This is a genomic window from Schaalia sp. ORNL0103 (genome assembly GCF_019429565.1).
In the GTDB taxonomy this organism is placed as follows: Bacteria; Actinomycetota; Actinomycetes; order Actinomycetales; family Actinomycetaceae; genus Pauljensenia.
Genome location: NZ_JAHXSA010000002.1, coordinates 14,946 through 39,692 on the forward strand (window position 1 = coordinate 14,946; position 24,747 = coordinate 39,692).

Genomic DNA, 24,747 nt, shown 5'->3' on the forward strand with positions numbered 1-24,747 from the left:
AGGAGCAGAGTGAACCACCATGCCTAACAACTATCGCCTAAGCCACAACTACAACGATGTATTTCGTTGAAATTTCGGGCATAACGGCAATGTAACAACTTCTCTGAACCCTTGGTCAGCACTCAGTTTCGAGCATCAGCAATAGATTTTTCAATAATTATCAGCGTGCCATTGTTTGCATCATCAAATTATGACCACTGCAATATGGATTGGGCGACAATCAACCTCGGGTTTTAGTGACGCATTACACTTAGATACTGCCGTTTGTATAATTACTCCGTATTCCCAGGGCGCGCGTGCGGTCCACGCACGACACACTTTCCAAACCAACTAGCAAATAAACTGCGCAACGCCGGATAGCTCCCCGCCCACTGGGCCAGAGAATACGAAACCCCCGCGCTTCGAGGGAAGCGCGGGGGTTATGCGCGGAGACGGCGGGATTTGAACCCGCGAGGGGCTATGCACCCCTACCTCCTTAGCAGGGAGGCGCACTCGACCGGACTATGCGACGTCTCCAGTGCCGACTACTTTAAGGCATTTTCGCCGCGAGCGCGAACGTGCACCCGCTGCGACGCCCGTGGGCGGCCGGCTCGGCGGAGGGCGAGGGATTCGAACCCCCGGTGCCATTGCTGACACAACGGTTTTCAAGACCGTCTCTTTCGGCCACTCAGACAGCCCTCCAGACGCGGATCATCCTACAGGACCAGGCCCGGGGATGCGACCCTCGCATCCCCGGGCCCGAGCCCATCAGACATCTGGCGCGTCAGCCGCGCAGCCCGAAGAAGTTCCAGGACTTCTTGTCGGGGGCCGGCTCCTCGGGGTGATCGAGGAGGCCGCGCGACAGCGCGGGGGCCGTCGGCGGCCACAGCGGCAGGCGGATCGCGAGCGTCGCCTGGACGGCATGGTAGACATCCCAGCGCGACGACTTGGCGGGCTGCACGTTCTCGTTGCGGGGACCGAGGCGACGCACCCACCGGCCGGGCTGGCTGATGAGGTAGTCGTGGATGTAGTCGACGAAAGAGCGGTAGCAGTGCTCGAAGTGCTCGACGTCGGGGACACCGGAACCGTCGTCCAGCATCGCGCGGCGCACGGCGACGGTGGCGCACACACCCTCGCAGACGACCCACTGCTGGTGCTCGTCCTCGCCGGGCACGGGGTCGCCCTCGTCGTTGACGCCCGTGGAGAAGCCGGGGTTGCCGTCGGTGCGACGCCAGCCGTCGACGCGCGCGCGCTCGAAGAGCTCAGTGCCCATCTCGAGGAGGTAGTCGGGCACGGTCCAGCCCATCGAGCGCAGGCCCGCCCGCACCTGCAGCGCGAAGCGCCCGAGCTGCATGGAGTGGCCGGTCACGTAGCCCACGTAGTAGCGGCGTCCGTCGTTGAGGAGCTTGCCCGCCTCGGGGCTGGGCTCCCAGTTTTCGTCGAAATACTCCGGAATGCGCCATCCGTTCTTGGAGGCGACCTTGTAGGCGAAGGCCGTCATCTTCTCGGCGCGGTCGAGCCATTCGGGCTCGGTTGTCGCCTCGGCCGCGGCCATGTAGGCCTCGATCGTGTGGATGAGCGTGCCGAGGGTGTGGACGGGGACGGGCTCGTTGAAGGCCTCGTCGTACTGATCCCACACGAGGCCGTAGTCGTCGGTCCACAGCTCCTTCTGTTCCTCGAGCATGCGGTTGAGCAACTCGTGGGCTCCGGGGCGGTCCGCGACCGTCGCGGCGGCGACGCCCAGCAGCGCATACACCGTGTGGTACTGCGACTTGACGCGCGCGTCCTCGTCCCACGGCACGCCGCGACCATCCGCGTCAGGCTCGGGCTTGATGGCGAACCACATGCCGCCGTTGACGGGGTCCGTGAAGTAGTTGGTGAGCGCCTTGACGGCATGATCGGCGTAGCGGCGCGTGCCGGGCAGACCCATGAGCGCGCCAAGCGAGAACACGTAGGCCATGCGACCAGTGACGGCCAGGTCGATCGATCGGGTCGGGTCGGGCTTTCCATCGGCGTCGAGATGCGCGAAACCAGTCGCGACGATCGCGCCTTCTGCCTCTTCAATGAGTGCCTGCATGTGGCCGCTCAGCCAACGGTTATGTTCGATGGAATCAAACCATCCCACGATGTTCCTCCTGACAACACAGTCACGGTCTGCGGTGACCGACATCTCATAGGATAGTCGCTCGGCGCCGTTTTTGGGAATACGTGCATACACCCCTCTGCCCACACGGACGAGGCCGGGGCGCGGCGCGCTCTCACCTGGCCTTTTCCAGACGGCCAGCCACGACCTCGAACAAGAGAAAACAAGGAAAAGTCCACGCCGTGGGACAGTATTACCCACAAGCGGGCGTAACGTGCAACACTGTCCCTATGCATGAACGAGCTGGCACACGTGCCCTACCTGAAGACCTCATCAACGTCGACGATGTCATCTCCGCTTACTACGACATCACGCCCGACCCGACCGACGTGGGACAGCGCGTCGCATTCGGCACCTCGGGTCACCGCGGATCCTCGCTGGACGCCAAGTTCAACGAGGCGCACATCATCGCCATCACCGCTGCGATCATCGAGTACCGCGCCTCCCAGGGCTTCAACGGTCCTCTGTTTATCGGCCGCGACACCCACGCCCTGAGCGAGCCCGCGTGGCGCACCGCCCTGGAGGTCCTCGCGGCCGCCGGCATCGACACGCGCATCGACTCGCGCGGCTCCTACACGCCCACCCCCGCCGTGTCCGTCGCCATCCTCGGCGCGAACGGCGCCCCGGGTAACCTGCGCACCGAGGGCGACGGCCTGGCCGACGGCATCGTCGTCACCCCCAGCCACAACCCCCCGCGCGACGGCGGCTTCAAGTACAACCCGCCTCACGGCGGCCCCGCCGACACCGACGCGACCGGCTGGATCGCGGCGCGCGCCAACGAGCTCCTCGACTCGGGTGAATGGAAGAACGTTCCCCGCGTCACCGGCTCTGACCTGCTGCACGACCCGAACATCAAGCCCTTCGACTACCTGGACTACTACGTCTCGCAGCTGGACCAGGTCATCGACATCGAGGCCATCCGCAAGGCGGGTGTGCGCATCGGCGCCGACCCGCTCGGCGGCGCGTCCATCGACTACTGGGCGGCCATCGGCGAGCACTACGGCCTCGACCTGACCGTCGTCAACCCCGAGGTCGACCCGGCCTGGCCGTTCATGACCCTGGACTGGGACGGCAAGATCCGCATGGACTGCTCCTCGCCCTACGCGATGGCGTCCCTGCGCGAGGCCATGACCCCCGACGCCGAGGGCAACACCCCCTACGACATCGCGACCGGCAACGACGCAGATTCGGACCGCCACGGCATCGTCACCCCCGACGGCCTGATGAACCCGAACCACTTCCTGGCCGTCGCCATCGAGTACCTGTTCACGCACCGTCCCGGCTGGGGTGCGGACGCGGCCGTGGGCAAGACCCTCGTGTCCTCCGCGCTCATCGACCGCGTCGTGGCCTCCATGGGCCGCGACCTCATCGAGGTGCCCGTGGGCTTCAAGTACTTCGTGCCCGGCCTGCTGTCCGGCACCGTCGGTTTCGGCGGCGAGGAGAGCGCGGGAGCCTCGTTCCTGCGCAAGGACGGCACCGTGTGGTCGACCGATAAGGACGGCATCATCCTGGCGCTGCTCGCATCGGAGATCCTGGCCGTGACCGGCAAGACCCCCTCCCAGCTGCACGAGGAGCAGGTTGAGCGTTTCGGCGCCTCCGCCTACGCCCGCATCGACGCGGCTGCCTCCCGCGAGGAGAAGGCGAAGCTCGCAGCCCTGTCTGCGGACGACGTGACCGCGACCGAGCTGGCCGGCGACCCGATCGTCGCCAAGCTGGTGCGCGCGCCCGGCAACGACGCACCCATCGGCGGCCTGAAGGTGACGACCGAGTCCGCGTGGTTCGCCGCACGCCCGTCGGGCACCGAGGACGTTTACAAGATCTACGGCGAGTCCTTCAAGGGTGCCGAGCACCTGGCCCAGGTCCAGGAGGCCGCCAAGCAGGTCGTGTCCGATGCCCTGAACAGCTGACGCTCTGACGCTGCCCGCTCACGCGGGTTGCGTGAAGGGGGGCGGCGCTCGATTGAGCGCCGCCCCCTTCGTCGTCTAGCAGGTTGCTGAGTTGGATCCCGTCACGACTGCGTACCGGCGGCCGCGTCGGCGAACCAGTCCGGCACGCGCCCGGGGATATCCGCCAGTTCCTGGGGATTAGCGGACGTTCCGTCGCTGCGCAGATCACCCGTGTAATAGTCCATCATTGTCAACCCAATACCCGACACCATGATGTGTACGGTCGCTCCGTATCGTTCACTCGTCCAGGCGAGAACCGTGTCACTGCCACGGCCGTCATCCTCATAGACGTGTTCACGGAAATCGAAACCGAGGGGCTTCAGCTCGGCGTCAAATGCTGCGCGCACCCGGGCAGGATCACGTTCTTCGAAATTGTACGTACGCGACACCATCGAGAACAGAACCTGGTCACCGACATCGACACGATAGATGTAATCGTTGCGGCTGTAGCTGCGGTAGTTCTCACGCGTCATCAGCGTATCGCGCGCACGAATGATCGCCGGCTCCACGTCTCGCTTGAACGCCTCAATAGACTCAAGAGATGAGGCCCGCTCCAGGCTTTCCTTCTGTTCCGGATTCATTCCTTTTCCTCCTCCGAACGGTACGCACGAGGCGCACACCACTGCTAGAACAACCGCGAGCGCTCCGACGAGCGGGCGCCTCACTTCTTACCTCGGCCCGCGATGACCCGAGAGATATCGTCGAGTGCCTTACTGTCCTTGTTGAAATATCCGCCGTGCTTCTGGAACGGATAGGGCTGCGACTTGTCGATTTCGTCGCCAACATCGCCGGACAGGTGGTTATAGCCCGGCATCTTGGCGGGATTCTTTCCGAATCGACCGTCGTCTCCTATGCCCTGGACCATGTCCTGCTTGTAGTCCGTGGCGCTCACCCAGGCATGCCCCTTCTCCAGCTTGAACTCGGAGACATCCTGGACACCCGAGCCCGGAGAGCCAAACTGGATGAGGTCGTCCACGACACCGGGATTGACCTTGGTAAGCGCGATACCGGCGGTCGTCGACCCGAAGGAGTGACCGGCGACGCTGATGTGCGCGTCGCCCGCCGGGCCGGCTTCGCGCGACGCGTCCAGGCCGTTGAGGAATCCGGACAGCTTATCCGCGCCCCTCCGGGCGTAGCCAATGTCCGCTACCTCTGCGAGGTTCTGGGGCGCCTCGTAGCCAAGGTAGGAAACGATCGCAACCCCCTCACCCGGAGCGTGTTTCTGAACATTCTCTCGCATGATACCCGCACGCTTGTCATAGTCATCCAAGTTCTCGGCGACATTGGAGTACAGGCCGGGAACGACCACACCGACGTGAGCGGCCGTGTCAACATTGCCCTGCGCGACAGCTGCGGTGACGTGCTTGCCCGAGGTCTCCAGGCTCAGGAGCTGGCGGGGCACACCGTCCTGATCTTCCCTCTTGATCGTGTCCTTGACGTTATGGAGCGCCTTCACACGCTCTTCGACGAGCTCCAGCTCCTGGCGCTCGCGGCGCGAGGGATGTGGGCCGTAGCGCTGCTTGAGACGCTCGAGCTTCTTCTCTTCGCGCTCGGTGGCGTCCTCCAGGTAAATGCGGTTCGCCTTGTTACGCGACGTTCCGTCGATGCCGTTGAGGTTGCCGATCTCCTGGGGGTGAGCCTTGATCATCTGCTCTTTTTCGGCGTCGCTGAGCGACGACCACCACTTGGCCACTTCCTTTTCGGAGGCTCCCTTGGGCGGCAGCTTCAGGTTCTTCTTCGGGACTCGTGTTCCCTTGGTTGACCCATTCGCGTAGGAGCTTGCTCCACCACCCAGGGCCGCGAGCTTGCTCTGCGTGTTCTGGACGACGCTCGTCGCTTTTTCCATGATCGCGGCAACCTGCTGGGACACGATCTTCATGTTCTTCTTGATCGTCACCGCATCGGCCGGAGACACGTTGTGCGGCCCCACGTACTGAACGGATCCATCCGCCCCGATATGGAGGGAGTGGTTCGCGGCGGTGCCGTCGAGTTTCCTGGCGGCCGTTCCAACCGTTTCAGCACCCTCCGAGGCCTCGCTGAGGACGCTCGCGAGAGCCGTGAGCTTTTCTTCCTGCCGCTCAACCTCCGCACAGAGCTTCAACATCGCGCGACGGGCAGCATCGACCGTGTTCCCCTGACCGGTCAGGGAGCTCACGTTGGATTGAAGACTCTCAGACGCACTCCTGAGCGACTGTGCGCTCTTTTCGTATGCCTGCGCTTGCTGGCTGAGGGACGAGCCCTCCCATTGCAGGAGATCAGACCACTTCATTGTTACGACTGCCCTCCGAGTTCTGCGCTAAAGCGATTGAATCCCGGGATCGGATCCACTCCCGGGGTCGGATTTCCCATCTTGGGCAGCTTCACGGGAGGCACCTCAGGAAGCTCGATGGCAGGCTTCGGAAAGGGGCGGGGACCGGTCGGCCCTGTGATGATCGGATCCAAGGGCTTGAGCGGACCGACGGGGTTATAGGGCATGGGCTCAACCTTCGGCCGACCTGTGCCGGGGTTCGGTCGGCGGTGGCCGCGAGTCCCCTCGCCCCCGTGGTGGCCTCCCCTCTGCTTGCCCGGGTCACCGGGAAGACGCGGGCCTCGCGTAGGCGGATTGCCGCCGCTGATCGGCGAGGGAAGAGGAACCAGTCGCGGGTTCTTACGACCACCTCCGCCGCCACCCGGACCCGAGTGACCGCAGTCGTCGCCGTTAACGATCGAGCCGATGAGCTGGCCGTTCTCTTCCTCCGCGGCGATGAAGTCTCGTTCGGCGGCCTCAAGCGAGTCGGCACATTCCTCAAGCCTCGCGCTGGTCTTCATGCACTGATCGGCGAGCTTCTCTTCGGCTGCCTGCATCGGCGACGCCAGGTCAGCGCCGGGCATCGCGGAGGCGAACGCACTCGCCCCTCCTTCCGGGCGTGCAGACCGGACGGCGTCTGCGGTTTCACGCGAGGTCGCGGCGAGCTTCGGGAACTCACCCGCAACAAAGGACAGATCGCTCATCATTTACTCCATTGAATACTGACCAGTGACACACACAATATTACCGGATGGATATCGGCGGCGCACCGCTTCACCATAGCTGCGCCTCGAATTGTTCTTGTAGCCCATCATCCAATTTCACCGTTTTTATCCCTGGAAAAGTGCGAGCAAGGCCGCTACCTTGGCACTGTCCCCACATGGGAATACCGGCAACGCCCACCGACTCCAGGAGCCCACATGAGCGAGGCATCCCGCCCACCCGCACGCGACGCGGGACCGGATGCGCCAGCCCAGGCCTCGTCGATAGCGACGACGAGGCCTCCCATCCCCCGGCTGCCCGTCGGCCGCCTCGCGTTCCTGCTCCTCGCGGGCATCGCGCTCCTGGCGGGACTGGACGCCTCCCTCGTGCGTCTGGGAGCCATCGCGCCCGTGGCCTCGACAAGCCTGGGGACCGTGCACGGCCTCCTCATGATCTACGGGTTCCTGGGCACCGCGATCTGCCTCGAGCGCGCGGTCGCCCTACAATCCGACGGGCGTCGCGCGTGGGCGTACGCCGCTCCCCTGCTCACCGGAGCCGGCGGCATCAGCGCGGTCGTCATCTCCCTGAACGAGGGCGTACGCGCGACACTCGCGAACCTGCCGATTCCGCGTTACCTGGCCGCCCACCTGCCCGGATTCGCGCCCGAGCGGATGATGCCCGGCTTCCTCATCACCCTCGGTATGGCCCTGCTGACGGCCATCTACTGCTACGTATGGACCCGTCGGCAGGCCACCCACGCGGTCCTCATCCAGCTGATGGGCGCGCTCATTGGCTTGGGCGGCATCCTCCTATGGTGGCGAGGCCTCGAGACGCCGCGCGCGGTGCCCTGGTGGCTCGCTTTCCTGATCGTCACAATCGTCGGTGAACGCGTCGAGCTCGCGCGCCTTGCCTTCGCGTCCGGCTCCACCGAGCGGCGCATCACCGCCGAGAGCGCCGCACTCATGGTGGGTCTGACCGTCGCGCTCTACTCCCCCGCGATCGGATACCCACTGATCGGGCTCTCGCTCGGCGTTCTCATGGCGGACACCGCGTGGCACGACGTCGCGCGCGGCACCGTGCGCATGAGCGGCCTGCCTCGCCTGGCGGCCGTGTGCATGCTGAGCGGATACGCGTGGGCGCTTGTACCGGCGCTGATGTGGGTCATCGCTCCGCCCGCCTTCGACGGATACGGCTATGACGCCGGCGTCCACGCGATCACGATCGGCTTCGTCGTCTCGATGCTGCTGTCCCACGCGCCCGTCATCATCCCGGCGGTCGCCCGGCGCGAGGTCCCCTACCACGTCGCCATGTGGGTGCCCTTCGCGTTCCTGCAGGTCTCGCTCCTGTTGCGTCTCCTCGCGGGCGCGCGCGAGGCCGCCTACCCGTGGCGCCTGGGCGGCACCCTCGGGGTCGTCGGCATGCTCCTGTTTGTTGCCACGACGCTGACGGTGACGATTCGCCGGGCGCGCGCGGCCTCTCGGGAGGCCCGATGAGTAAGCCCCGCGTTCCCCGCACCGACCGCGCAACCTCCGTCTGGATGTGCGCGGCAGCCGTCGCCGCGGCGGTCACGATCGTCGCCCGAGGCCGCATCCCGCAGAACCTGTGGACGATGATCCACCTGGTGACCCTCGGCGTCCTGTCGAACGGTATCTTCCAGTGGTCCTGGTACTTCACGCGCGCGCTCGCCCACCTGGCGCCAGACGACCGACGCGCGGGGCGCGACAACACCGTGCGTATCACGGCTTTCAACCTCTCCCTGCTGCTCCTCATCGGCGGCATGTGGTCGGGCTTGTGGCACGCGACCGTCACGGGCGCGACCGTTGTCGGGTTGATCGCGGCCTGGCACGGGTGGGCGCTGCTCACCGCGTCCCGCGAGCGCCTGGCCTCGCGTTTCGCGGTGATCATCCGGTACTACATCGCGGCGGCGTTCTTCCTGGTGGTCGGCGCGACGCTGGCCGGTTTCGTCACGGCGGCCATGTTCGACGCGAACGCTCCCGCGTGGCTGGCCGAGGCACGGGACCGCCTGACGGTCGCCCACGCGCTGGCGGGTGTCGCCGGTTGGGTGGGCCTGACGATGGGCGGGACCCTGGTGACGCTGGGGCCGACCGCAATGCGTACGCGTATGGATCCGCGAGCCGTGTCCTTCGCGACGAGCGCCCTGCCCATGTGGGTGGCCGCGCTTCTCGTCGCCGGCACGGGCGCTGTGGCCGGGTCGATGCGCGTTGCCTCCGTGGGTCTCCTCGTCGTCGTGGGCGCGGCCGCCCTGGGCGTGGGCGTTCCGCTGGTCCGCGTGGCGCTGACAAAGGGGCCGGCGGAGTACGGCGCGTGGTCCCTCATGCTGGGCGCCGCCTGGATTCTCGTCGCCGGCGCGGGAGCGTCCCTGCGCGCCTTCGAAGCGGCGGACGCGACCGGTCTGCGTGCAGCATTCCTCGCGTGGATGCCGATCCTGGGCGCGGCCGGGCTGGGCCAGCTCTTCGTCGGCGCGCTCACCTACCTGATGCCCGTCGTCATCGGCGGCGGCCCGTCCGCGGTGCGCGTCGGCGTCGGCGTGCTCGAAGCCGCAGCCCCCATCCGGGAGGCCGCTCGCAACGTTGCCGCGCTCTTCGCACTTGCCGTCGCATCCCTGGGCGGAGCATCCGCCGAACGCCTCACCATCGCCGCGTGGGTGGTCCTGCTGGCCACCTACGTCGTCGACATCGTCCTCATGGCCCGCTGCGGCGTGGCCCAGGCGCGCGCCAAGCGCGCCGCCGCTTCATCCCCCACCACACAAGGAGGCCGCCGTGGCTGACCTGAACCTGTCTGCTTCGCCGTCGTCGGGAGGCAAGAACCCGAAGGCGTCCACGTCGAAAGAAACGCCGAAGCTGCGCATGAGCCCGACGGGCGACCACTCGCCGGTGAGCCGCACGGCCGGAGCGATCGTCGGCGTCGTCTCCGTCGTCGCACTCGCGCTGGCGATCTTCCTCTCCAACCCGTCCGCACCCACGACGCAGGGCACGGGCACGGGGACCGGGACCACGGCCTCGTCCGTGACGCCGACCGGGCACACGACCCACGTGTCCGTGGGCGTCGACGGTATGGCCTTCACGCCGAACCACATCGAGGTGCCGGTCGGTGACCGTCTCATCATCGACTTCACGAACTCGGGTGACCAGCGCCACGACCTGGTGTTCGAGACGGGCGTATCCTCCGGATCGCTCGCCGCGGGTGAAACAAAGGAGCTGGACCTTGGCGTCATCTCCGGGGACGTCGAGGGCTGGTGTTCCCTGCCCGGACACCGCGAGATGGGCATGACCCTGCACGTGCAGGCCACGGGCGCGCCCTCGTCCTCCTCGGGGACCTCGGCCTCGGGTAGCCACGCCCACCACGGGCACGACCACGGCCAGGACGCCGCCGCGGGACCGGCCACCCCGACCGCGCTGACGGACTACGCGGCGACGATCGACGCGCGCGACCCTGTGCTGCCGCCGGCCACGAACGAGACCGAGCGTCACTACACCTTCACGGTCACCGAGCAGACCGTGAACGTCACGAGCTCGCTCACGCGCGAGTCGTGGACCTTCAACGGGGACGCTCCCGGCCCGATCCTGCGCGGACACATCGGCGACACCTTCCACATCACGCTCGTCAACAACGGGACGATGAGCCACTCGCTGGACTTCCACGCGGGCCTCGTCGCCCCCGATAACGTCATGCACTCCATCGAGCCCGGGCAGACCCTCGAGTACACCTTCGTCGCCAAGAACGCGGGCATCTGGCTCTACCACTGCTCGACCGCACCCATGTCGATGCACATTGCAAACGGCATGTTCGGAGCCGTCATCATCGACCCGACCGACCTGGACAAGGTCGACCGCGAGTACGTCATGGTCGCCTCCGAGCTCTACCTGGGCGCGGACGGTCAGAGCGCAGACGCCTCGCTCCTGTCGGCCCTGCAGCCCAACGCGATGGCCTTCAACGGCGTGCCCTTCCAGTACAAAGCGCACCCGATCCAGATCAAGACCAACGAGCGCGTGCGCGTGTGGGTCATGGACGCGGGCCCGAACCTGGCGACCACCTTCCACGTCGTGGGCACCCAATTCGACACCGTGTGGCGCGAGGGCGCCTACGTGATCCGAGGCGGAGGGTCCGGCGGCGGCTGGGGCCAGGTCCTGACCCTGGGCGCCGCCGAGGGCGGATTCGTCGAGTTCACGCCGCTCGAGGCCGGCCACTACGCATTCGTCAACCACGCGCTCTCCCTGGCGGAAAAGGGACAGCTCGGCGTCTTCGAGGTGACCGACTGAGCCCACGCTGCCGACGCACCACGGCCTCGTCCCCCACGGACGAGGCCGTGGCTTTTTTCGCGGCGTACCCTCGGCAGCGCGGAAGGTCCGAATGGTTACGTACGCCACATTTCGCTTGCCTTTCGGGACACTGCCCCGGTGATACAGTGAATGGATGCTAGGCACCTATCTCAACATTCTGCGTTACCGCCAGTCCTGGAAATTCTCCGCGGCCGCCCTTATTCTGCGCATGCCCATGTCGATGGTGGGACTGTCAACGATCCTCATGGTGCGCGCCGAGTACGGCAACTACACGCTCGCGGGCGCGGTCTCTGCCGTGAGCATCATCGTCATGGCGCTCTGCGCGCCCATCCTCGCGCGCCGCGTCGACCGCCACGGGCAGCTGCGCGTCATGGGCCCAGCCTGGACTATTTCAGTCCTGTCAATGTCTGCTCTGGTCGCGGCCGTCATCATGCACGCCCCCGCGTGGACGCTCTTCATCCCGGCCGCCCTCGCGGGTGCCACGTGGGGAGCTCCCGGCGCGCTCGTACGCTCGCGCTGGTCGACGATCCTGCACAAGCCGGGCCAGCTGCAGACCGCCTACGCTCTCGAATCCGCCGTCGACGAGTTCGTGTTCATCGTGGGCCCCGTGCTGGCCACCGTCCTGGGCACCGCCCTGCACCCCGCGACCGGCCTCATCATCTCGATCGCGAGCCTGGCAGTGGGCGGCTTCCTGTTCCTGTCGCGCCGCGACTCCGAACCCGCGATCATCCCCCACGATCCGAGTGCCCCGCGCGAGTCCGTCATCCGCAAGCCCGTCGTCCTCGTCATGGCGGCGACCTACATCGGCATGGGCATCACGTTTGGTGCGATGGAAGTGTCGATGGTCAGCTTCACCGAGGAGCTGGGTACCCCCGCGCTCGGCGGCATCCTCCTCGCCCTCTTCTCCATCGGCTCGCTGACGGCCGCCCTCGTGTACGGCGCACGCACGTGGAGGCGACCCACCTGGCAGCTCTTCGTGATCGGCGTGATCGCGATGGCGATCGGCATGAGCCTGTTCCCCGTGGCCTTCAACGTCTGGACGATGGCCATCGTCATCCTCATCACGGGCCTTACCTGCGCCCCCACGATGACGAACGTCAACGTCATCATCCAGAAGTCCGTCTCCCCCGCGAAGCTCACCGAGGGCCTGACCTGGATGTCCACCTCGATCGGCCTGGGCACCTCGCTGGGCACGGCGATCGCCGGATCCGCGATCGACGCGATCGGCGCGCGCGGCGGCCTGTTCACCATGGCCGGGGCAGGGTGGGCGATGGTCGTGCTCATGCTGATCGGCCTACCCGCGCTACGTAAGGGCACCACGGCCGCCCCGACGCCCGAGCTCCCCCTCGACTGAGGACCGGGCTTCGCCGATTCTTGCGCCCTCCCGGGCGCGAAGACCTATGATTGCCATCATGCGCCTCCGACCGCCCCTCATCGACGACGAATCACCGTCGCTCGCGCTCGCCCTGACGGCAGGCGTGGGTGAATTTGCCTCGTCTCTGCTGGTCGCCGCCATGTCGCAGGGCCGGTACTACCCGGGCGTGGTCGGATTCGGCGGCATCGGCTCTGAGCGCAGCGCCCGCATCCTCGGTCGCGTCCTCATGGCGCGCGGCGACGACGGTCGTTCCTGGCTGCAGACCCGGCGCGGGTGGCGTCAGTTCTTCAACGCGCAGGTCCCCCGCCAGCCCGTGCTCATCACGGTCGGCAACGCGCGCCGACTCGCATTCGCGGACCGCGGCGGATTCGTCGACATGACGGTGCTCGGCCACGGCCTCGAGCCCGGCTGGCACAACGCGACCATCCAGGTCCTGCACGCGGGCGACGTGCGCGCACTCGGTCTGTCCGAGGACACCGCCGCCAAGCTCGCGACCACCCTGCGCACGGCGACCCCGTTGCCCGCCCCGGCCTCGGCGATGTACGAGCGGCCCCGCAAGGGCCGCATCCGCGCCGGCCGCCCCACCTCCGTGCGACTGCGCATCGTGTCGGATCATGAGCATTTCGGCGTGGTCTCCGACATCGACGACACCGTCATGGTGTCAATGCTGCCGCGCCTGATCACGGCCGCGAAACATGCCTTCCTGGACCGCGTATCCTCGCGCGAGGCCGTCCCCGGCATGGCGCACCTGCTGACGACGCTGACGACGTCATCGGCCTCGTCGGAGGGCGTGCCCGAGGGCACCCACTCCCCCATCATGTACCTGTCCACCGGCGCGTGGAACGTCGTGCCGACGGTGCGTTCCTTCCTGGAGCGCTCCGGCTACCCGGCCGGCGGCTTCCTCATGACGGACTTCGGCCCCTCAAATACGGGATGGTTCCGCTCGGGACCGGAGCACAAGCGCCGCGAGCTGCGCCGCCTGGCCCGCATGTTCCCGCACATGCGCTGGCTCCTCGTCGGCGACAACGGGCAGCACGACCCGGAAATCTACGCGGAGTTCGCCCGCGAGTTCCCGCAGTGCGTCGCGGGCATCGCGATCCGTTCCCTGTCCGAGATCGAGCAGTTCATGGCGCACGGCAGCTTCGAGGCCATGGTGCCCGACGCCCTGTGGACCGTCCCCGAGTCCGTTCCCGTCTGGTACGGCTCGGACGGCGAGGCACTCCTGGAGAACATCCGAGGCCGTGGCACGGCCGGGCCGCTGAGCGACCGCTGACAGCGACGTCCCCATCACCCGCGGCTCTTCGCGCTCAACGAGCGCCGCAGAGAAGCGAAAAGGCCGCCCACTCGGGGCGGCCTTTCCTTCTGCCTCAGTCCTGCTTCGTGCCCGGCATCGGGCGGCACTTCGCGGGCTGCTCGATCGAGTCGTTGGACTTGAGGACACGCTGCACGTCCTCGGCGCTCATCGCGTCATCGTAGAAAGTGCCGAGTTCAACCTTGACGGTGGCGTCCTGCGCATCGCTCAGGCGCACGTGGGAACCGGGGAAGAATCGGGCCACCGAATAGGCGGCGTCCACCGAGTCCGCGCCTGCCGTGATGCGCACCCTACCGGTGTACTCCACGTCCGAGTTGGAGGGCTCCTCGGTCTGGAAGCCCGCGGTCTGGAGCATATCCGTGGCCTTCGAGGCCAGGCCCTGGTGCTGAGTCGTATTGATAACCGTGACGGTGACCTGTGAGGGCGCCACAGGTTTCGCGTCCGCCGTCGGACACGGGATATCGCCGGTCTCGGCGTACTTGACCTTCACGGAGAAGTCGTTGCCGAAGGGGACGGGAACGATTCCGGTGAACACGAGGGCGGCCGCCACCGCGGCCACTATCATCGCGATGCCGATGACAGCGAACGTCATGTTCTGGCGCTGCTGACGCTCGCGCAGGAAACGCTGACGCGGAGTGAGGGCAGGGCGGGGCGCGTTCGGAGTACTCACAGTATCCACCCTAGCTAATACGGACGGCCCGAGGCCAGACAACGCCCCGTCAGGCACATTACATCTCGCCCCCGCCCCACCTCAGCGATACAGTAAGGTCACCCTGAGTAACGGGGAGATTCCACGCGCTACCACCCCTCGACGGGCACCAATGTGCGCAGAGCACCCCGGCCTCGTTCACCCCCACCGAAAAGAGGACCGCGATGAGCTTCCTGGATTCCGACCTGCTCGCCCGCATCCACGAGCGCGCCGCCGACGCGGACGCCACCAACACCTACCCCGAGAAGGATCTGGAAGAGCTGCGCGAGGCCGGATACCTATCGGCGTTCGTTCCCACCGAGTTCGGTGGCGCGGGCCTGAGCCTGACCGAGATCGCCGCCGAGCAGACGGCGCTGGCCAAGGCGGCTCCCGGCACGGCGCTGGGCATCAACATGCACCAGATCATCGTCGGGCTCGGCCGCTACCTTGTCGCCCACGGCAACGCGCGCGGCGAGCAGATCCTGCGCGACGCCGTCGCCGGCGAGGTCTTTGGCTTCGGCATCTCCGAGCCGGGCAACGACCTCGTGCTCTTCGGCTCGACGACGCGCGCGACCGCGACGGCAGAAGGCGGATATTCCTTCGAGGGCACCAAGATCTTCACCTCCCTGTCCCCCGTGTGGACGCGCCTGCTCATCTTCGGGCGCGCAGAGAGCGAGGAGGGCCCCAAGTCCGTATTCGGCGTCGTCCACCGCGACGACGAAGGCTACTCGATCAAGGACGACTGGAACACGCTGGGCATGCGCGCCACCCAGTCAATGACGACCCTGCTCGAGGGCGTCACCGTGCCCGAGGAGCGCATCCTCACGATCACGGATCCGGGACCGAGCGCTGACCCGGTCATCTTCGGCATCTTCTCCCACTTCGAGATCCTGCTCGCCGCCACCTACCAGGGCGTCGGCGAGCGCGCGGTCGAAGTCGCCGCCGAGCACGTGGCGAAACGCCGCTCGGTGAAGAACCAGACGACCTACTCCAACGACCCCGACATTCGCTGGCGCATCGCCGAGGCCGCCCTCATCATGAACGCGGTCGGCCCGCAGATCCGCGAGCTTGCGCGCGACATCGACGAGGGCGTGGACCGCGGCCGCTCCTGGATGCCGCAGCTGTCCGCCGCGAAGAACGCGGCCGCCGAGGCCACGCTGCGAGCCGTCGAGCAGGCCATGCGCGCGTGCGGCGGCAGCGCCTACTACAACACGCACGAGCTCTCGCGCCTGTACCGCGACGCGCTCGCCGGCCTCTTCCAGCCCTCCGATCAGGAGTCCCTGCACGCCGCGTGGGCGAACCTGATCCTGGGGCCCATCGAGAAGGCACAGTAGGCTTGCGCCAAGACAGGGGCGGGCCCGAGGAAATCCTCGGGCCCGCCCCTTTTATGTGCGTGAGTTCAGTCGTTCCAGCTGAACTTCTGGGGGCCAATCTCGCCGGCCGTGCCGGTCATCCAGCCGCCGCGCGCCAGCGCGAAGGACTGGCCGGTCTTCGTGTTCCAGCAGCTGATGCCATCCTGCGTGGAGTGGCAAGCGTAGTCGCCCTTGGTCGCTGCGGCGCCGTACGCGAGGGCGTTGCCACCACCCGGCACCGCGGCCTCGCAGGACTGGCCCGCCTTGTCCTTCGAGGCGCTCAGGACGCCGACCTGGCTGCCGGAGCAGGAGGCGTATCCGTCCTCGGCCCAGTCGGATTCCTTGATGCCGCAGCTAACGCCGTCAGCGGTGAACGAACAGGTGATGTTGCCGGACGGGGACGAGAAGGAGTCCACGGTGATCGCGCCGGCGGGTGCCGGGTACTTGACGGGCTCCTCCGTGGTCGCGCTCGGCGAGGGCGTCGCGTGTGCGGGTGCCGAGGAGGACGTCGAGGGGGTCGCGTCCGAGCCCGTGGCCGGGCCCTCATATCCGCGCGTGAAGACGTAGATGACGAAGCCGAGGAGGATGACCGCGATCAGACCCAGAATTCCCAGAACGAGGCCCATCATCGGGAAGCCACGGCGTTCCTTTTCTTCCTGCGGCGCAACTTCCTGCGAGGCGCTGGGCTGCACCTGGTAGGAGGCACCGGCACCCCGGTAGGCCTGCGGCGTGGACTGGGGGCGCGCGGGAGTGCCCGACGCGCTGGGGTAGGACGAGCCGGAGGACGCGCTCGGGTAGACGGCGGTCGCCTCGGGGTCCTGAGTCCCCTTGCTGCCCATGATGGAATGACGCTGCACCTGGGCGACGACCTGCTCGCGAGCACCCACCTGCGGGACGGGAGCATTCGTGCCGACGACAGCCGAGTAGGGGGTGGTGCGCTCGACCTGCGAGTACGAGTTCACGCCACCCTGGCCGAGCACGTACATGCCGGATTCGGAGGTGCGGATCGAGGAACCGGCGACCGCGCCGGACACATCTCCGTGCATGACAAGGTAGCCGTTGGAGTCGATGTAGCCGTCATAGTCGTCGCGGGCCTCGAGGGCCGCGTTGACCTGCGGGTCGTTGAACTGGTGCAACCAGTCGAGCAGCCCGCGATAGGCGTGCGGATGCGCGGCCACAGCCGGGCGCAGCTCGGGGTAGCGGTACGCCAGCTGGCGCAGCGCTTCAGCGTCGGTCGACGGGTCCTGGGCAGCCGCCGCAGGGTCGTCGAAATGCAGCTCTTCAGCCATCGAAACTCCAGACTTCACGGTCACGAGGTTGTTACACAATACCGCGATCAGGGGTCACAAGTGAAACCTTCCCCATATTTTTTCCCAACATGCGGCGCTGTCACTTGACAAAAGCTCTACGAGTCCCCACGGAAGATAAACCTGTCAAAGTCCAGCGTTTCGATGTCCCGCGCGAGGGAACGAACCTGGTCGTCCCACCCCGGCCTCGTCGCGGAAAAACCAGCGGGCGCGCCAAGGTCGCGGGCCTGCTGGAGGGCGAAGGTCCTCGCCCCCATCTCACGCGCCCGCGCCGCGACCTCAAACCCGTCGCCGGGACCGTCCGGGTAGACGGTCAGGCGCACCTCGTGGTCCACCTCGGGGTGGGCCAGGACGATGCCCAGCGACTCCCACGCCCGCTCGCCCGCGCCGCTGCGGCCGGCCACGGCCTCGTAATTGCCAGGGGTCGCCTTCACGTCGATGCCCACCCAGTCGACGAGGCCCGCGCCGAGCAACTCCTCGAGGCGCCGCGGATAGGGGCCCGCGGTGTGCAGGCCAACGCCAAAACCCAGCTCGCGCACGCGCGCCATCGCCGCCCCGAGCGCAATCTGGCGGGTGGCCTCACCGCCGGAGAACACGACCCCGTCCAGGAGGCCACGCCTGCGCGCCAGCAGATCCTCCAGCGCGCTCCACGCGACCACGCCCGGGATGCGCGGATCGATGATGGCACTGTTATGGCAGTACGGGCACGCCCACGGGCACCCCTGCAAGAACAGGGACGCCACGAACTTCCCCGGCCAGTCCACGGTCGACATCGGCACGAGGCCCGCGATCTGCAGGTCGTCCGGCGTCCACTCGCGCGCATCCCGCCCCCCGACGAGGCCGGGGCCGCCCAGGCTCAGCGTGCCCTCCCGGGTCACCCCGGCCTCGTCGAAGCGGGGACGGGTGCCCACGTCAGCGGCTCCCCGCGGGAGGGAAGGCACTGACGAGCTCACCGTGCGCATCCGCAGCACTCTCGGAGAACATCTGACGCTCGTGGTACTCGCCCTTCTTACCGATGTTGAAGGACTGGACCGGGCGGAAGTAGCCCATGACGCGCGTCCACACCTCGCAAGCCTGCGGCTCCGCGTGGGGGTGGGCGGCCGCGCACTTCTCGCAGGTGAAGTGCTCGCCGGCCAGGTAGCCGTGGACCGGGCAGATCGAGAAGGTCGGCGTGATCGTGATGTAGGGGACCTTGAAGGCCGTCAGCGAGCGGCGCACCATCTCCTTGCAAGCCTCGCCCGAGGACACGCGCTCGCCCATGTACAGGTGCAGGACCGTGCCGCCCGTGTACTTGCCCTGCAGCACCTCCTGGTCCTCGAGGGCCTGGAACGGATCATCCGTATAGCCCACGGGAAGCTGCGAGGAGTTCGTGTAGTAGGGCTCGTCCGGCGTGCCCGCCTGGATGATGTCCGCGAAGCGCTTGCGATCCTCCTTCGCGAAGCGGTAGGTCGCACCCTCCGCGGGGGTCGCCTCCAGGTTGTACATGTGGCCGGTAGCCTCCTGAAGCTGGACCATGCGCTCGCGCACGCGATCCAGGATGCGCACGCACATGTCGAAGCCGCGCGGGTCCGTCAGGTCGTAGGCATCGTCGCTGAAGTTGCGCACCATCTCGTTCATGCCATTGACGCCGATCGTCGAGAAGTGGTTATCGAGCGTGCCCAGGTAGCGATGCGAATACGGGAAGAGGCCGTGGTCCATGTGGTACTGGATGGTCTCGCGCTTGATCTCGAGAGACTTCGAGGCCAGGTCGATGAGCTCATCCATGCGCGCTACCAGGCCCTCCTCGTCACCCTTGTACAGGTAGCCGAGGCGCGCCATATTCAGCGTGACCACGCCGATCGAGCCGGTCAGCTCCGCCGATCCGAAGAGGCCGTTGCCGCGCTTGAGGAGCTCGCGCAGGTCCAGCTGCAGGCGGCAGCACATGGAGCGGATCATGTGCGGGTCCAGGTCGGAGTTGATGAAGTTCTGGAAGTAGGGCAGGCCGTACTTCGCGGTCATGTCGAAGAGGGCGTCGACGTTCTCGCCCTCCCAGTCGAAGTCGGGCGTGATGTTGTAGGTTGGGATCGGGAACGTGAAGACGCGGCCGTCCGCGTCGCCGCCCGTCATAACCTCGATGAAGGCGCGGTTGATGAGGTTCATTTCCCGCTGCAGCTCACCGTAGGTGAAGTCGACGACCTCGTCGCCGATGAGGGGGTGCTCGTCCGCGAGGTCGTCCGGGCACGTCCAGTCGAAGGTCAGGTTCGTGAACGGGCACTGGCTGCCCCAGCGCGAGGGCACGTTCAGGTTGTAGATGAGCTCCTGCATGCACTGCACGACGTCCTCGTACTCCATGTCGTCCAGGCGCACGAAGGGGGCCATGTAGGTGTCGAAAGAGGAGAAGGCCTGGGCACCCGCCCACTCGTTCTGGAGGGTGCCAAGGAAGTTGACGATCTGGCCGCAGGCCGAGGAGAAGTGCTTGGGCGGGGCCGAGGCGATCGCGCCACCCACGCCGTTGAAGCCCTCCTGGATGAGTCGCTTGAGAGACCAGCCGGCGCAGTATCCGGCGAACATGTCGAGGTCGTGGATGTGGTAGTCGCCCTCGCGGTGCGGCGCGCCGATCTCGGGGGTGTAGACGTGTTCGAGCCAGTAGTTGGCGACGATCTTGCCCGCCGAGTTCAAGATCAGGCCACCGAGCGAATACCCCTGGTTCGCGTTGGCGTTCACCCGCCAGTCTGAGCGGTCGAGGTACTCCTGCACGGTTGCGATGGCGTCGACGTCGTAGCGGGGTGCGGTCATGGTCCTTGTCCTGTCTTGATTCCGTTGTGTGCTGCGGGCTGCTGGGCACTGGGTTGTGGAGATGCGTGGGGCGGCATGCGCCTCTGGCCCTGCGCTTCGGTGGGCGGCGGGCCGGTACTGCTGTTCGGTCGCGTGATCGACACGGCGCGGACGCTCCGCCCTCGTGGGACGAGGCCGTGGCACTGTGGGTGGTGGTGCTTCCCTCCGCCCGGCGTGAGGTTCCCCTAGATCTAGGGTCGCGCGACCATCAATCACTAGATGTAGTGCTTGATGCGAACGGTGACCACAATATCTAGTGTCATACGTGCGTCAGAAGCGCGACGCGCGCGGCGAGCAGTTCCGCTCATCACGCGCGCGCTTTTTCGACATCTACCGAGGACCAACGTCCCGTCACGGAACTGCGCGGATCGACCGGACAACACTCCCACACACCGGCATCACCCCGGCCTCGCCCCGGAAATTTCGCACGTAATTCACTTTCTTGACAATTCAACAACCGCCACAAACGTTGCAATACCAATGACTGGATTTCAATGTTTGAAAGATGTGCGAGGGAATTACGTGCGAGATTGTTGGGAAACTACGACACAAATGCCGACGTCAACACAGCGAGGCCGCGACCGGAAACCCGGCCACGGCCTCGTCGAGACTGTCGAACGAATCAGATGAGGAAGGGCAGCTTCTTGACGAGCCCCAGGCCCTTCCACCACGAGCCCAGGCCGAGCGTGTCACCCGCACTGGTCAGCGGAATCAGGATGAGAACGAGAGCGTAGACCAGGTGCTCGTTGACGACCGGATTGAGGGAACCCCACACCCACGGGGCGACCGCCGCATACATGAAGCCCAGCATGACGACACCCGCGACAGCCGCGAGGCGCGTGCCGATCCCCAGCAGGAATGCCAGGCCGATACCCAGCAGGCCGAGCATGAACAGCCAATCCATGGCGGGCATGGCCAGCGACTCGAAGAAGGAGGCCAGGGGCTTGCCGGTCGTCGCGCCCGTCAGGTAGCTCTGCGCTGGCGTGCCGCCGTTGATCCACGCGCGCGACGGGCCCGTCGAGTAGTGCAGGCCGAACGTCTTATCCAGGAACGACCACAGGAAAATGAAGCCGACCGCGATGCGCAGCAGGGCCAGGACGAAGCGCGCGGGCTTGGAGGTGACGACGGCTGATGCGGGACGAGGCATGTCAGTCCTTTCGGGACGGAACTGCAGGTGAGCGTTGTGAGGGCGTCGACAGCGTGCCGCCCTTCTCCCATTATCCACTGGCCAAACCCCGCAACGCTAGGGGCGGTGCACTGTGCGAGCCCAACCGGAAGATTGCACGAGGTTGAAGAGACCTTCGAGCAAACAACTGCGCCATGCCGGGCCCATTCCGCGAAAAAAATCGCCCAGCACGGCCCCTTCAGAGGCCTTTCCGCGAAAAACTCGCCCAGCAAGCACAAAAACGCCGAATTTGGGGTGTTTTAAGCGCGCAGGGCGAACTTTTTCGTACTTCCGCATTGACACAGCGCGCAGGGCGAACTTTTTCGCGCCCAAATGAAACCGCCACCACGAAAACCGGGCCGCAAAGGTATCACCGGTCTCAGCCTGGCAACGCGTAGCACCGGATATGCAAGCGATGCACTAGATACAGGACCAATGCACCAGATAGCACAGCATTGCACTGGCAACTAAGCAGTGCAATGCCTGTCCAAGCAGTGCAATGCCCCTGAGGGACAAGCGCCATCGCGGAGACGAGGACCCATCCCATAATTCCGCATGCAATTCCAACTCAGCCCAACCCCGCACCAATGTAGATTCCGCAGAATTCCAACGATCAGATTTCAAACCATGAAACACATTCAAGGGAATTGCATGCGAAATTGCTGGGCGACAGGAACAGCTCCCCCGAAATCTCGCACGTAATTCGATTGGACGAAGTTTCAACAAAGTCTGAAAACGTTGCAATTCCAACGATCGGAATTCAGAATTTGAAAGAGTCGCAGGGGAATTACGTGCGAAATTGGGTGTGGACTCAGCAGCTATGTGCGCGAGAGCTGGACACGAGGCCTGCGGGGCCTGGCCGGGCTTCGAGGCGCGGCGCCGAACGAAGTGAGGACGCCTAACCTCGCGGGCGGCCGGGCCCTCTGGCGCCCGGAACACCCGTGGGACCACAAGCACCGCCGGAACACCAGCGACGCCACAAATCAGGCGGCGCTCAGCAGGAATTACTCGCCCGCGAGGCGATCAACCTCATGCATGATGAGGCCGCACACGGCGCTCACCCACGCGACGGCTGCGACGCCGAGGACGCGGGAACGCCAGGGCCTTACCTGCAGGAAGTCCTCAAAACCGTAGCCGGATCCTGGGGACGCGGCGGACATGCTGAAGCCCCACATGGCGGCGCCGGTGGCCAGCAGCGCGATGACGATGAGTCCGAGGCTCACCCACACCATGACGCGTTGGACTTTCGCGCCGTGTCGGGGCCGCCGCTCGATGGGCGACAGGGCGAGGGCCCACGCCCCAGCGATCAGGGCGGCGGTGACGACGTCGGAGGGGCGGTGCCAGCCTTCCATCATGACGGACACACCCATGAGGGATGTCCACGCCCAGCCGATCCACGCAGACGGGCTGCGGAACCACTGCGGGGCGACGACGATGAGGGCCAGTGACAGGGTGACGGCGACGGTGGTGTGCCCGGAGGGCAGGGAGTTGCCGGCACCCGTCGTGACGCCCAGGTTCGGGCGGGTGAGGATGTAGTCCTTGAGGATCTGCGTCGTAATGTTGGCGCCGATGACCGCCCCGAGGGCGCGCCCTGCGAGCGTGGGCCTCCGTCGCGCGGCGGCGACGAGGGCGACGACGATGCCGGCCGCGACCATGACGGGCACGGACACGATGCCGGTGATGAGGGTGGAGAAGGCCTCGTAGCGCCTCGCGGAGCGCATGGTGCCCTCCATGAGGATCGTGTCGAGGACCTGCCCGGGCGCGGTCGAGAGCGCCACGTGGCTGATGAGCATCGTCAGCAGCAGGCAGATCGTCACGCCGCCGAGTCGTCGGGCGAGCTTGCGCCGGTACCAGGAGTCGGAGGTCAGGCGACGAGGCTGGGGCCCGCTCACCGGGGCCTCGCCGTTGGCCTGGGGCCCGGAAGCACGCCCTCGGGTGGGCCGCTGGGTGGCGGGGGCGCGCTCCGCTCGGGAGGAGCGGCCGGTGGTGTCGGCGGATGCCGACGAGCGCGCGCGGGGGCGCACGGGGCGTGAGCCTTTGGTGTAGGACTCGTCGACGGTGGGGTCGGAGGGCAGGGCGGCGTTGGGGTCGTCCATGGTCTCCTCCGTTCGTGTCGATGCCGTATTCCGTGTCCACTGTAGTGGAGCGGGGCGCGGCCGCGTGTATTGGTTCGGCTTTCTTGCAAATCGAAGGCAAGCACACAGCGGGTGGGGGTGCCGCATACCTGCCCTGGCCTCGTCGAAGAGTGACGGGAGGCCCCATGTCAAGACTTGTCGGACAACGTGGGCGCGCGCGGGGCAGAGGCCTCGGTTACAGTGGAGGTGTCCGATTCTGTATGTCTCACGCGGGAGTTGTCAGTGGCTGCATCTTCACCTGTCAGCACCGATCGTATTCGGGATTTGCTGCGTTCCCGGGACGTGCGTTTCGGCGACTACAACGAGGGCGAGCTGGCGTATCTGACGCCGAACGCTGCTTTTTTCTGGAATGCGACGAACCCTCAGATTTTGCAGTTGCGCGCTCAGTGGCGCGGGATTGCGCGCACGCCGGAGCAGTTCGGTGAGCTTGCCCGCGAGATCGCGGCCTGCAATTCGACGCGCACTGGCCCGAAGGCGTACTTGGCGCCCCTGGAGGATGGCACGCAGTACGGCCTGATCGCGGAGTGCAACGTCGTGGTCATGTCGGGGCTTACGCAGGCTCAGTTGGATAATTTCTTTGAGACGTCCATGTCGATGATCATGGGTTTCTTCGCGGATCTTGAGGTGACGTTGCCCGGGTTCGTGGATTGGGATTCCCAGGGTCGGGAGGTGTCGCTGTGAACGTTCCGTACGTGGTGCCCGAGGATGAGGTGACCCCCTACCCGGCCGATTTTGAGCGGGTCGTTCAGGCCGTGCGCGAGATGGGTTACGCGCTGGACGTGATCGAGAAGGGTCACGCGGCGGGCGCAATTTTTGACGAGATTCCGTTCCTCGTGTCTTTCGATGCGGCGGGTCGTTTCCTGTCGATTCGTGCGCTGTGGGAGTCGGACCTGCCGGCCGAGAGCGCGGAGCCCGCGCTGTTTGCGACGGCCGACAATTGGAATCGCGAGAAGTATTTCCCGACGGTGTACACGGCGACCTCGCCGGAGGGGACGCTGGGCGTGTACGCGGATTTCGTGGTGGACACGGAGGCCGGCCTGTCGGACGTGCAGCTGCGTGACGCGATTTCGTCGGGTATTTCGACGGGTATTGCGGCGATCCAGTACGTGAAGGAGTCCGCCTCCGAGGCGCTGGGGCTCGGTGAATCCGGGCGCGAATGAGCGCTGACCTCTCACCTTCTTCACAGACGTCTTCGTCGAACGAGGCCGGGGCTTCCTCGCCCGATCGGGCACGCGATGGCC

General features: G+C 66.2%; 19 protein-coding genes and 2 tRNA genes. 9 read left to right on the plus strand and 12 right to left on the minus strand.

Annotated features, from left to right (window positions below; genetic code table 11):
• Positions 1-426: 426 nt before the first annotated feature.
• The 3 genes from JJJ16_RS07335 to JJJ16_RS07345 form a co-directional block, all read right to left on the minus strand.
• Positions 427-516: transfer RNA gene (locus tag JJJ16_RS07335), tRNA-Ser, on the minus strand.
• Positions 517-594: 78 nt separating this feature from the next.
• Positions 595-681: transfer RNA gene (locus JJJ16_RS07340), tRNA-Ser, on the minus strand.
• Between the two features lie 82 nt (positions 682-763).
• On the minus strand, positions 764-2,104 hold the full coding sequence (locus JJJ16_RS07345; protein WP_219752022.1) for an AGE family epimerase/isomerase: 1,341 nt from the start codon (positions 2,102-2,104) through the stop codon (positions 764-766).
• 248 nt (positions 2,105-2,352) lie between these two features.
• Here JJJ16_RS07345 and pgm point away from each other — a divergent pair, with 248 nt between their 5' ends.
• A complete protein-coding gene (gene pgm / locus JJJ16_RS07350) occupies positions 2,353-4,029 on the plus strand; it encodes a phosphoglucomutase (alpha-D-glucose-1,6-bisphosphate-dependent) (protein WP_219752023.1) in 1,677 nt (558 codons plus the stop codon).
• Between the two features lie 101 nt (positions 4,030-4,130).
• Here pgm and JJJ16_RS07355 read toward each other — a convergent pair whose 3' ends face one another.
• From JJJ16_RS07355 to JJJ16_RS10190, 3 genes are all read right to left on the minus strand, one after another.
• The gene (locus JJJ16_RS07355; RefSeq protein WP_219752024.1) at positions 4,131-4,649 is read right to left on the minus strand and encodes a DUF4853 domain-containing protein; all 519 of its coding nucleotides are present in this window, start codon (positions 4,647-4,649) and stop codon (positions 4,131-4,133) included.
• Positions 4,650-4,729: 80 nt separating this feature from the next.
• Positions 4,730-6,223, minus strand: a complete 1,494-nt coding sequence (locus tag JJJ16_RS07360) for an alpha/beta hydrolase (RefSeq protein WP_318836536.1) — start codon at positions 6,221-6,223, stop codon at positions 4,730-4,732.
• A 116-nt stretch (positions 6,224-6,339) separates the two neighbouring features.
• Positions 6,340-7,059: a hypothetical protein gene (locus JJJ16_RS10190; RefSeq protein WP_225905235.1), complete on the minus strand. Its 720-nt coding sequence runs from the start codon at positions 7,057-7,059 to the stop codon at positions 6,340-6,342.
• 216 nt (positions 7,060-7,275) lie between these two features.
• Here JJJ16_RS10190 and JJJ16_RS07370 point away from each other — a divergent pair, with 216 nt between their 5' ends.
• The 5 genes from JJJ16_RS07370 (at position 7,276) to JJJ16_RS07390 (ending at position 14,006) form a co-directional block, all read left to right on the plus strand.
• On the plus strand, positions 7,276-8,550 hold the full coding sequence (locus JJJ16_RS07370) for a hypothetical protein (protein ID WP_219752026.1): 1,275 nt from the start codon (positions 7,276-7,278) through the stop codon (positions 8,548-8,550).
• Positions 8,547-9,845 (plus strand): hypothetical protein, encoded by a 1,299-nt coding sequence (locus JJJ16_RS07375; protein ID WP_219752027.1) that lies wholly within the window; start codon positions 8,547-8,549, stop codon positions 9,843-9,845. Before JJJ16_RS07370 ends, JJJ16_RS07375 begins: the two co-directional genes overlap by 4 nt.
• On the plus strand, positions 9,838-11,337 hold the full coding sequence (locus JJJ16_RS07380; protein WP_219752028.1) for a multicopper oxidase domain-containing protein: 1,500 nt from the start codon (positions 9,838-9,840) through the stop codon (positions 11,335-11,337). The genes JJJ16_RS07375 and JJJ16_RS07380 overlap by 8 nt, the downstream gene beginning before the upstream one ends.
• Positions 11,338-11,491: 154 nt before the next feature.
• The gene (locus JJJ16_RS07385) at positions 11,492-12,712 is read left to right on the plus strand and encodes an MFS transporter (protein WP_219752029.1); all 1,221 of its coding nucleotides are present in this window, start codon (positions 11,492-11,494) and stop codon (positions 12,710-12,712) included.
• 46 nt (positions 12,713-12,758) lie between these two features.
• Positions 12,759-14,006, plus strand: coding sequence for an App1 family protein (locus tag JJJ16_RS07390; RefSeq protein WP_219752030.1), 1,248 nt, complete (start codon positions 12,759-12,761; stop codon positions 14,004-14,006).
• A 94-nt stretch (positions 14,007-14,100) separates the two neighbouring features.
• Here the strand turns inward: JJJ16_RS07390 and JJJ16_RS07395 are convergent, their stop codons facing one another.
• Entirely contained in the window at positions 14,101-14,715 is a 615-nt protein-coding gene (locus tag JJJ16_RS07395) for a LytR C-terminal domain-containing protein (RefSeq protein WP_219752031.1), read from the minus strand.
• 203 nt (positions 14,716-14,918) lie between these two features.
• On the opposite strand from JJJ16_RS07395, the gene JJJ16_RS07400 reads away from it, so the two are divergent.
• On the plus strand, positions 14,919-16,067 hold the full coding sequence (locus JJJ16_RS07400; protein ID WP_219752032.1) for an acyl-CoA dehydrogenase family protein: 1,149 nt from the start codon (positions 14,919-14,921) through the stop codon (positions 16,065-16,067).
• 65 nt (positions 16,068-16,132) lie between these two features.
• On the opposite strand, the gene JJJ16_RS07405 is transcribed toward JJJ16_RS07400, so the two are convergent.
• The 5 genes from JJJ16_RS07405 to JJJ16_RS07425 form a co-directional block, all read right to left on the minus strand.
• Complete coding sequence (locus JJJ16_RS07405) at positions 16,133-17,374, minus strand: sodium pump decarboxylase (protein ID WP_070836179.1); 1,242 nt, start codon at positions 17,372-17,374, stop codon at positions 16,133-16,135.
• 116 nt (positions 17,375-17,490) lie between these two features.
• On the minus strand, positions 17,491-18,354 hold the full coding sequence (locus JJJ16_RS07410; RefSeq protein ID WP_219752033.1) for an anaerobic ribonucleoside-triphosphate reductase activating protein: 864 nt from the start codon (positions 18,352-18,354) through the stop codon (positions 17,491-17,493).
• A complete protein-coding gene (locus tag JJJ16_RS07415; RefSeq protein ID WP_219752034.1) occupies positions 18,305-20,167 on the minus strand; it encodes a ribonucleoside triphosphate reductase in 1,863 nt (620 codons plus the stop codon). Before JJJ16_RS07415 ends, JJJ16_RS07410 begins: the two co-directional genes overlap by 50 nt.
• A 661-nt stretch (positions 20,168-20,828) precedes the next feature.
• Positions 20,829-21,353, minus strand: coding sequence for a DoxX family membrane protein (locus JJJ16_RS07420; protein ID WP_003791092.1), 525 nt, complete (start codon positions 21,351-21,353; stop codon positions 20,829-20,831).
• A gap of 1,022 nt (positions 21,354-22,375) precedes the next feature.
• The gene (locus tag JJJ16_RS07425; protein ID WP_219752035.1) at positions 22,376-23,467 is read right to left on the minus strand and encodes a phosphatase PAP2 family protein; all 1,092 of its coding nucleotides are present in this window, start codon (positions 23,465-23,467) and stop codon (positions 22,376-22,378) included.
• A 261-nt stretch (positions 23,468-23,728) separates the two neighbouring features.
• On the opposite strand from JJJ16_RS07425, the gene JJJ16_RS07430 reads away from it, so the two are divergent.
• Positions 23,729-24,187 carry a YbjN domain-containing protein gene (locus JJJ16_RS07430; RefSeq protein ID WP_034468041.1) on the plus strand — a complete coding sequence of 153 codons (459 nt, stop codon included), beginning with the start codon at positions 23,729-23,731 and terminating at the stop codon, positions 24,185-24,187.
• A complete protein-coding gene (locus tag JJJ16_RS07435) occupies positions 24,184-24,666 on the plus strand; it encodes a YbjN domain-containing protein (RefSeq protein WP_219752036.1) in 483 nt (160 codons plus the stop codon). The genes JJJ16_RS07430 and JJJ16_RS07435 overlap by 4 nt, the downstream gene beginning before the upstream one ends.
• Positions 24,667-24,747: the final 81 nt, after the last annotated feature.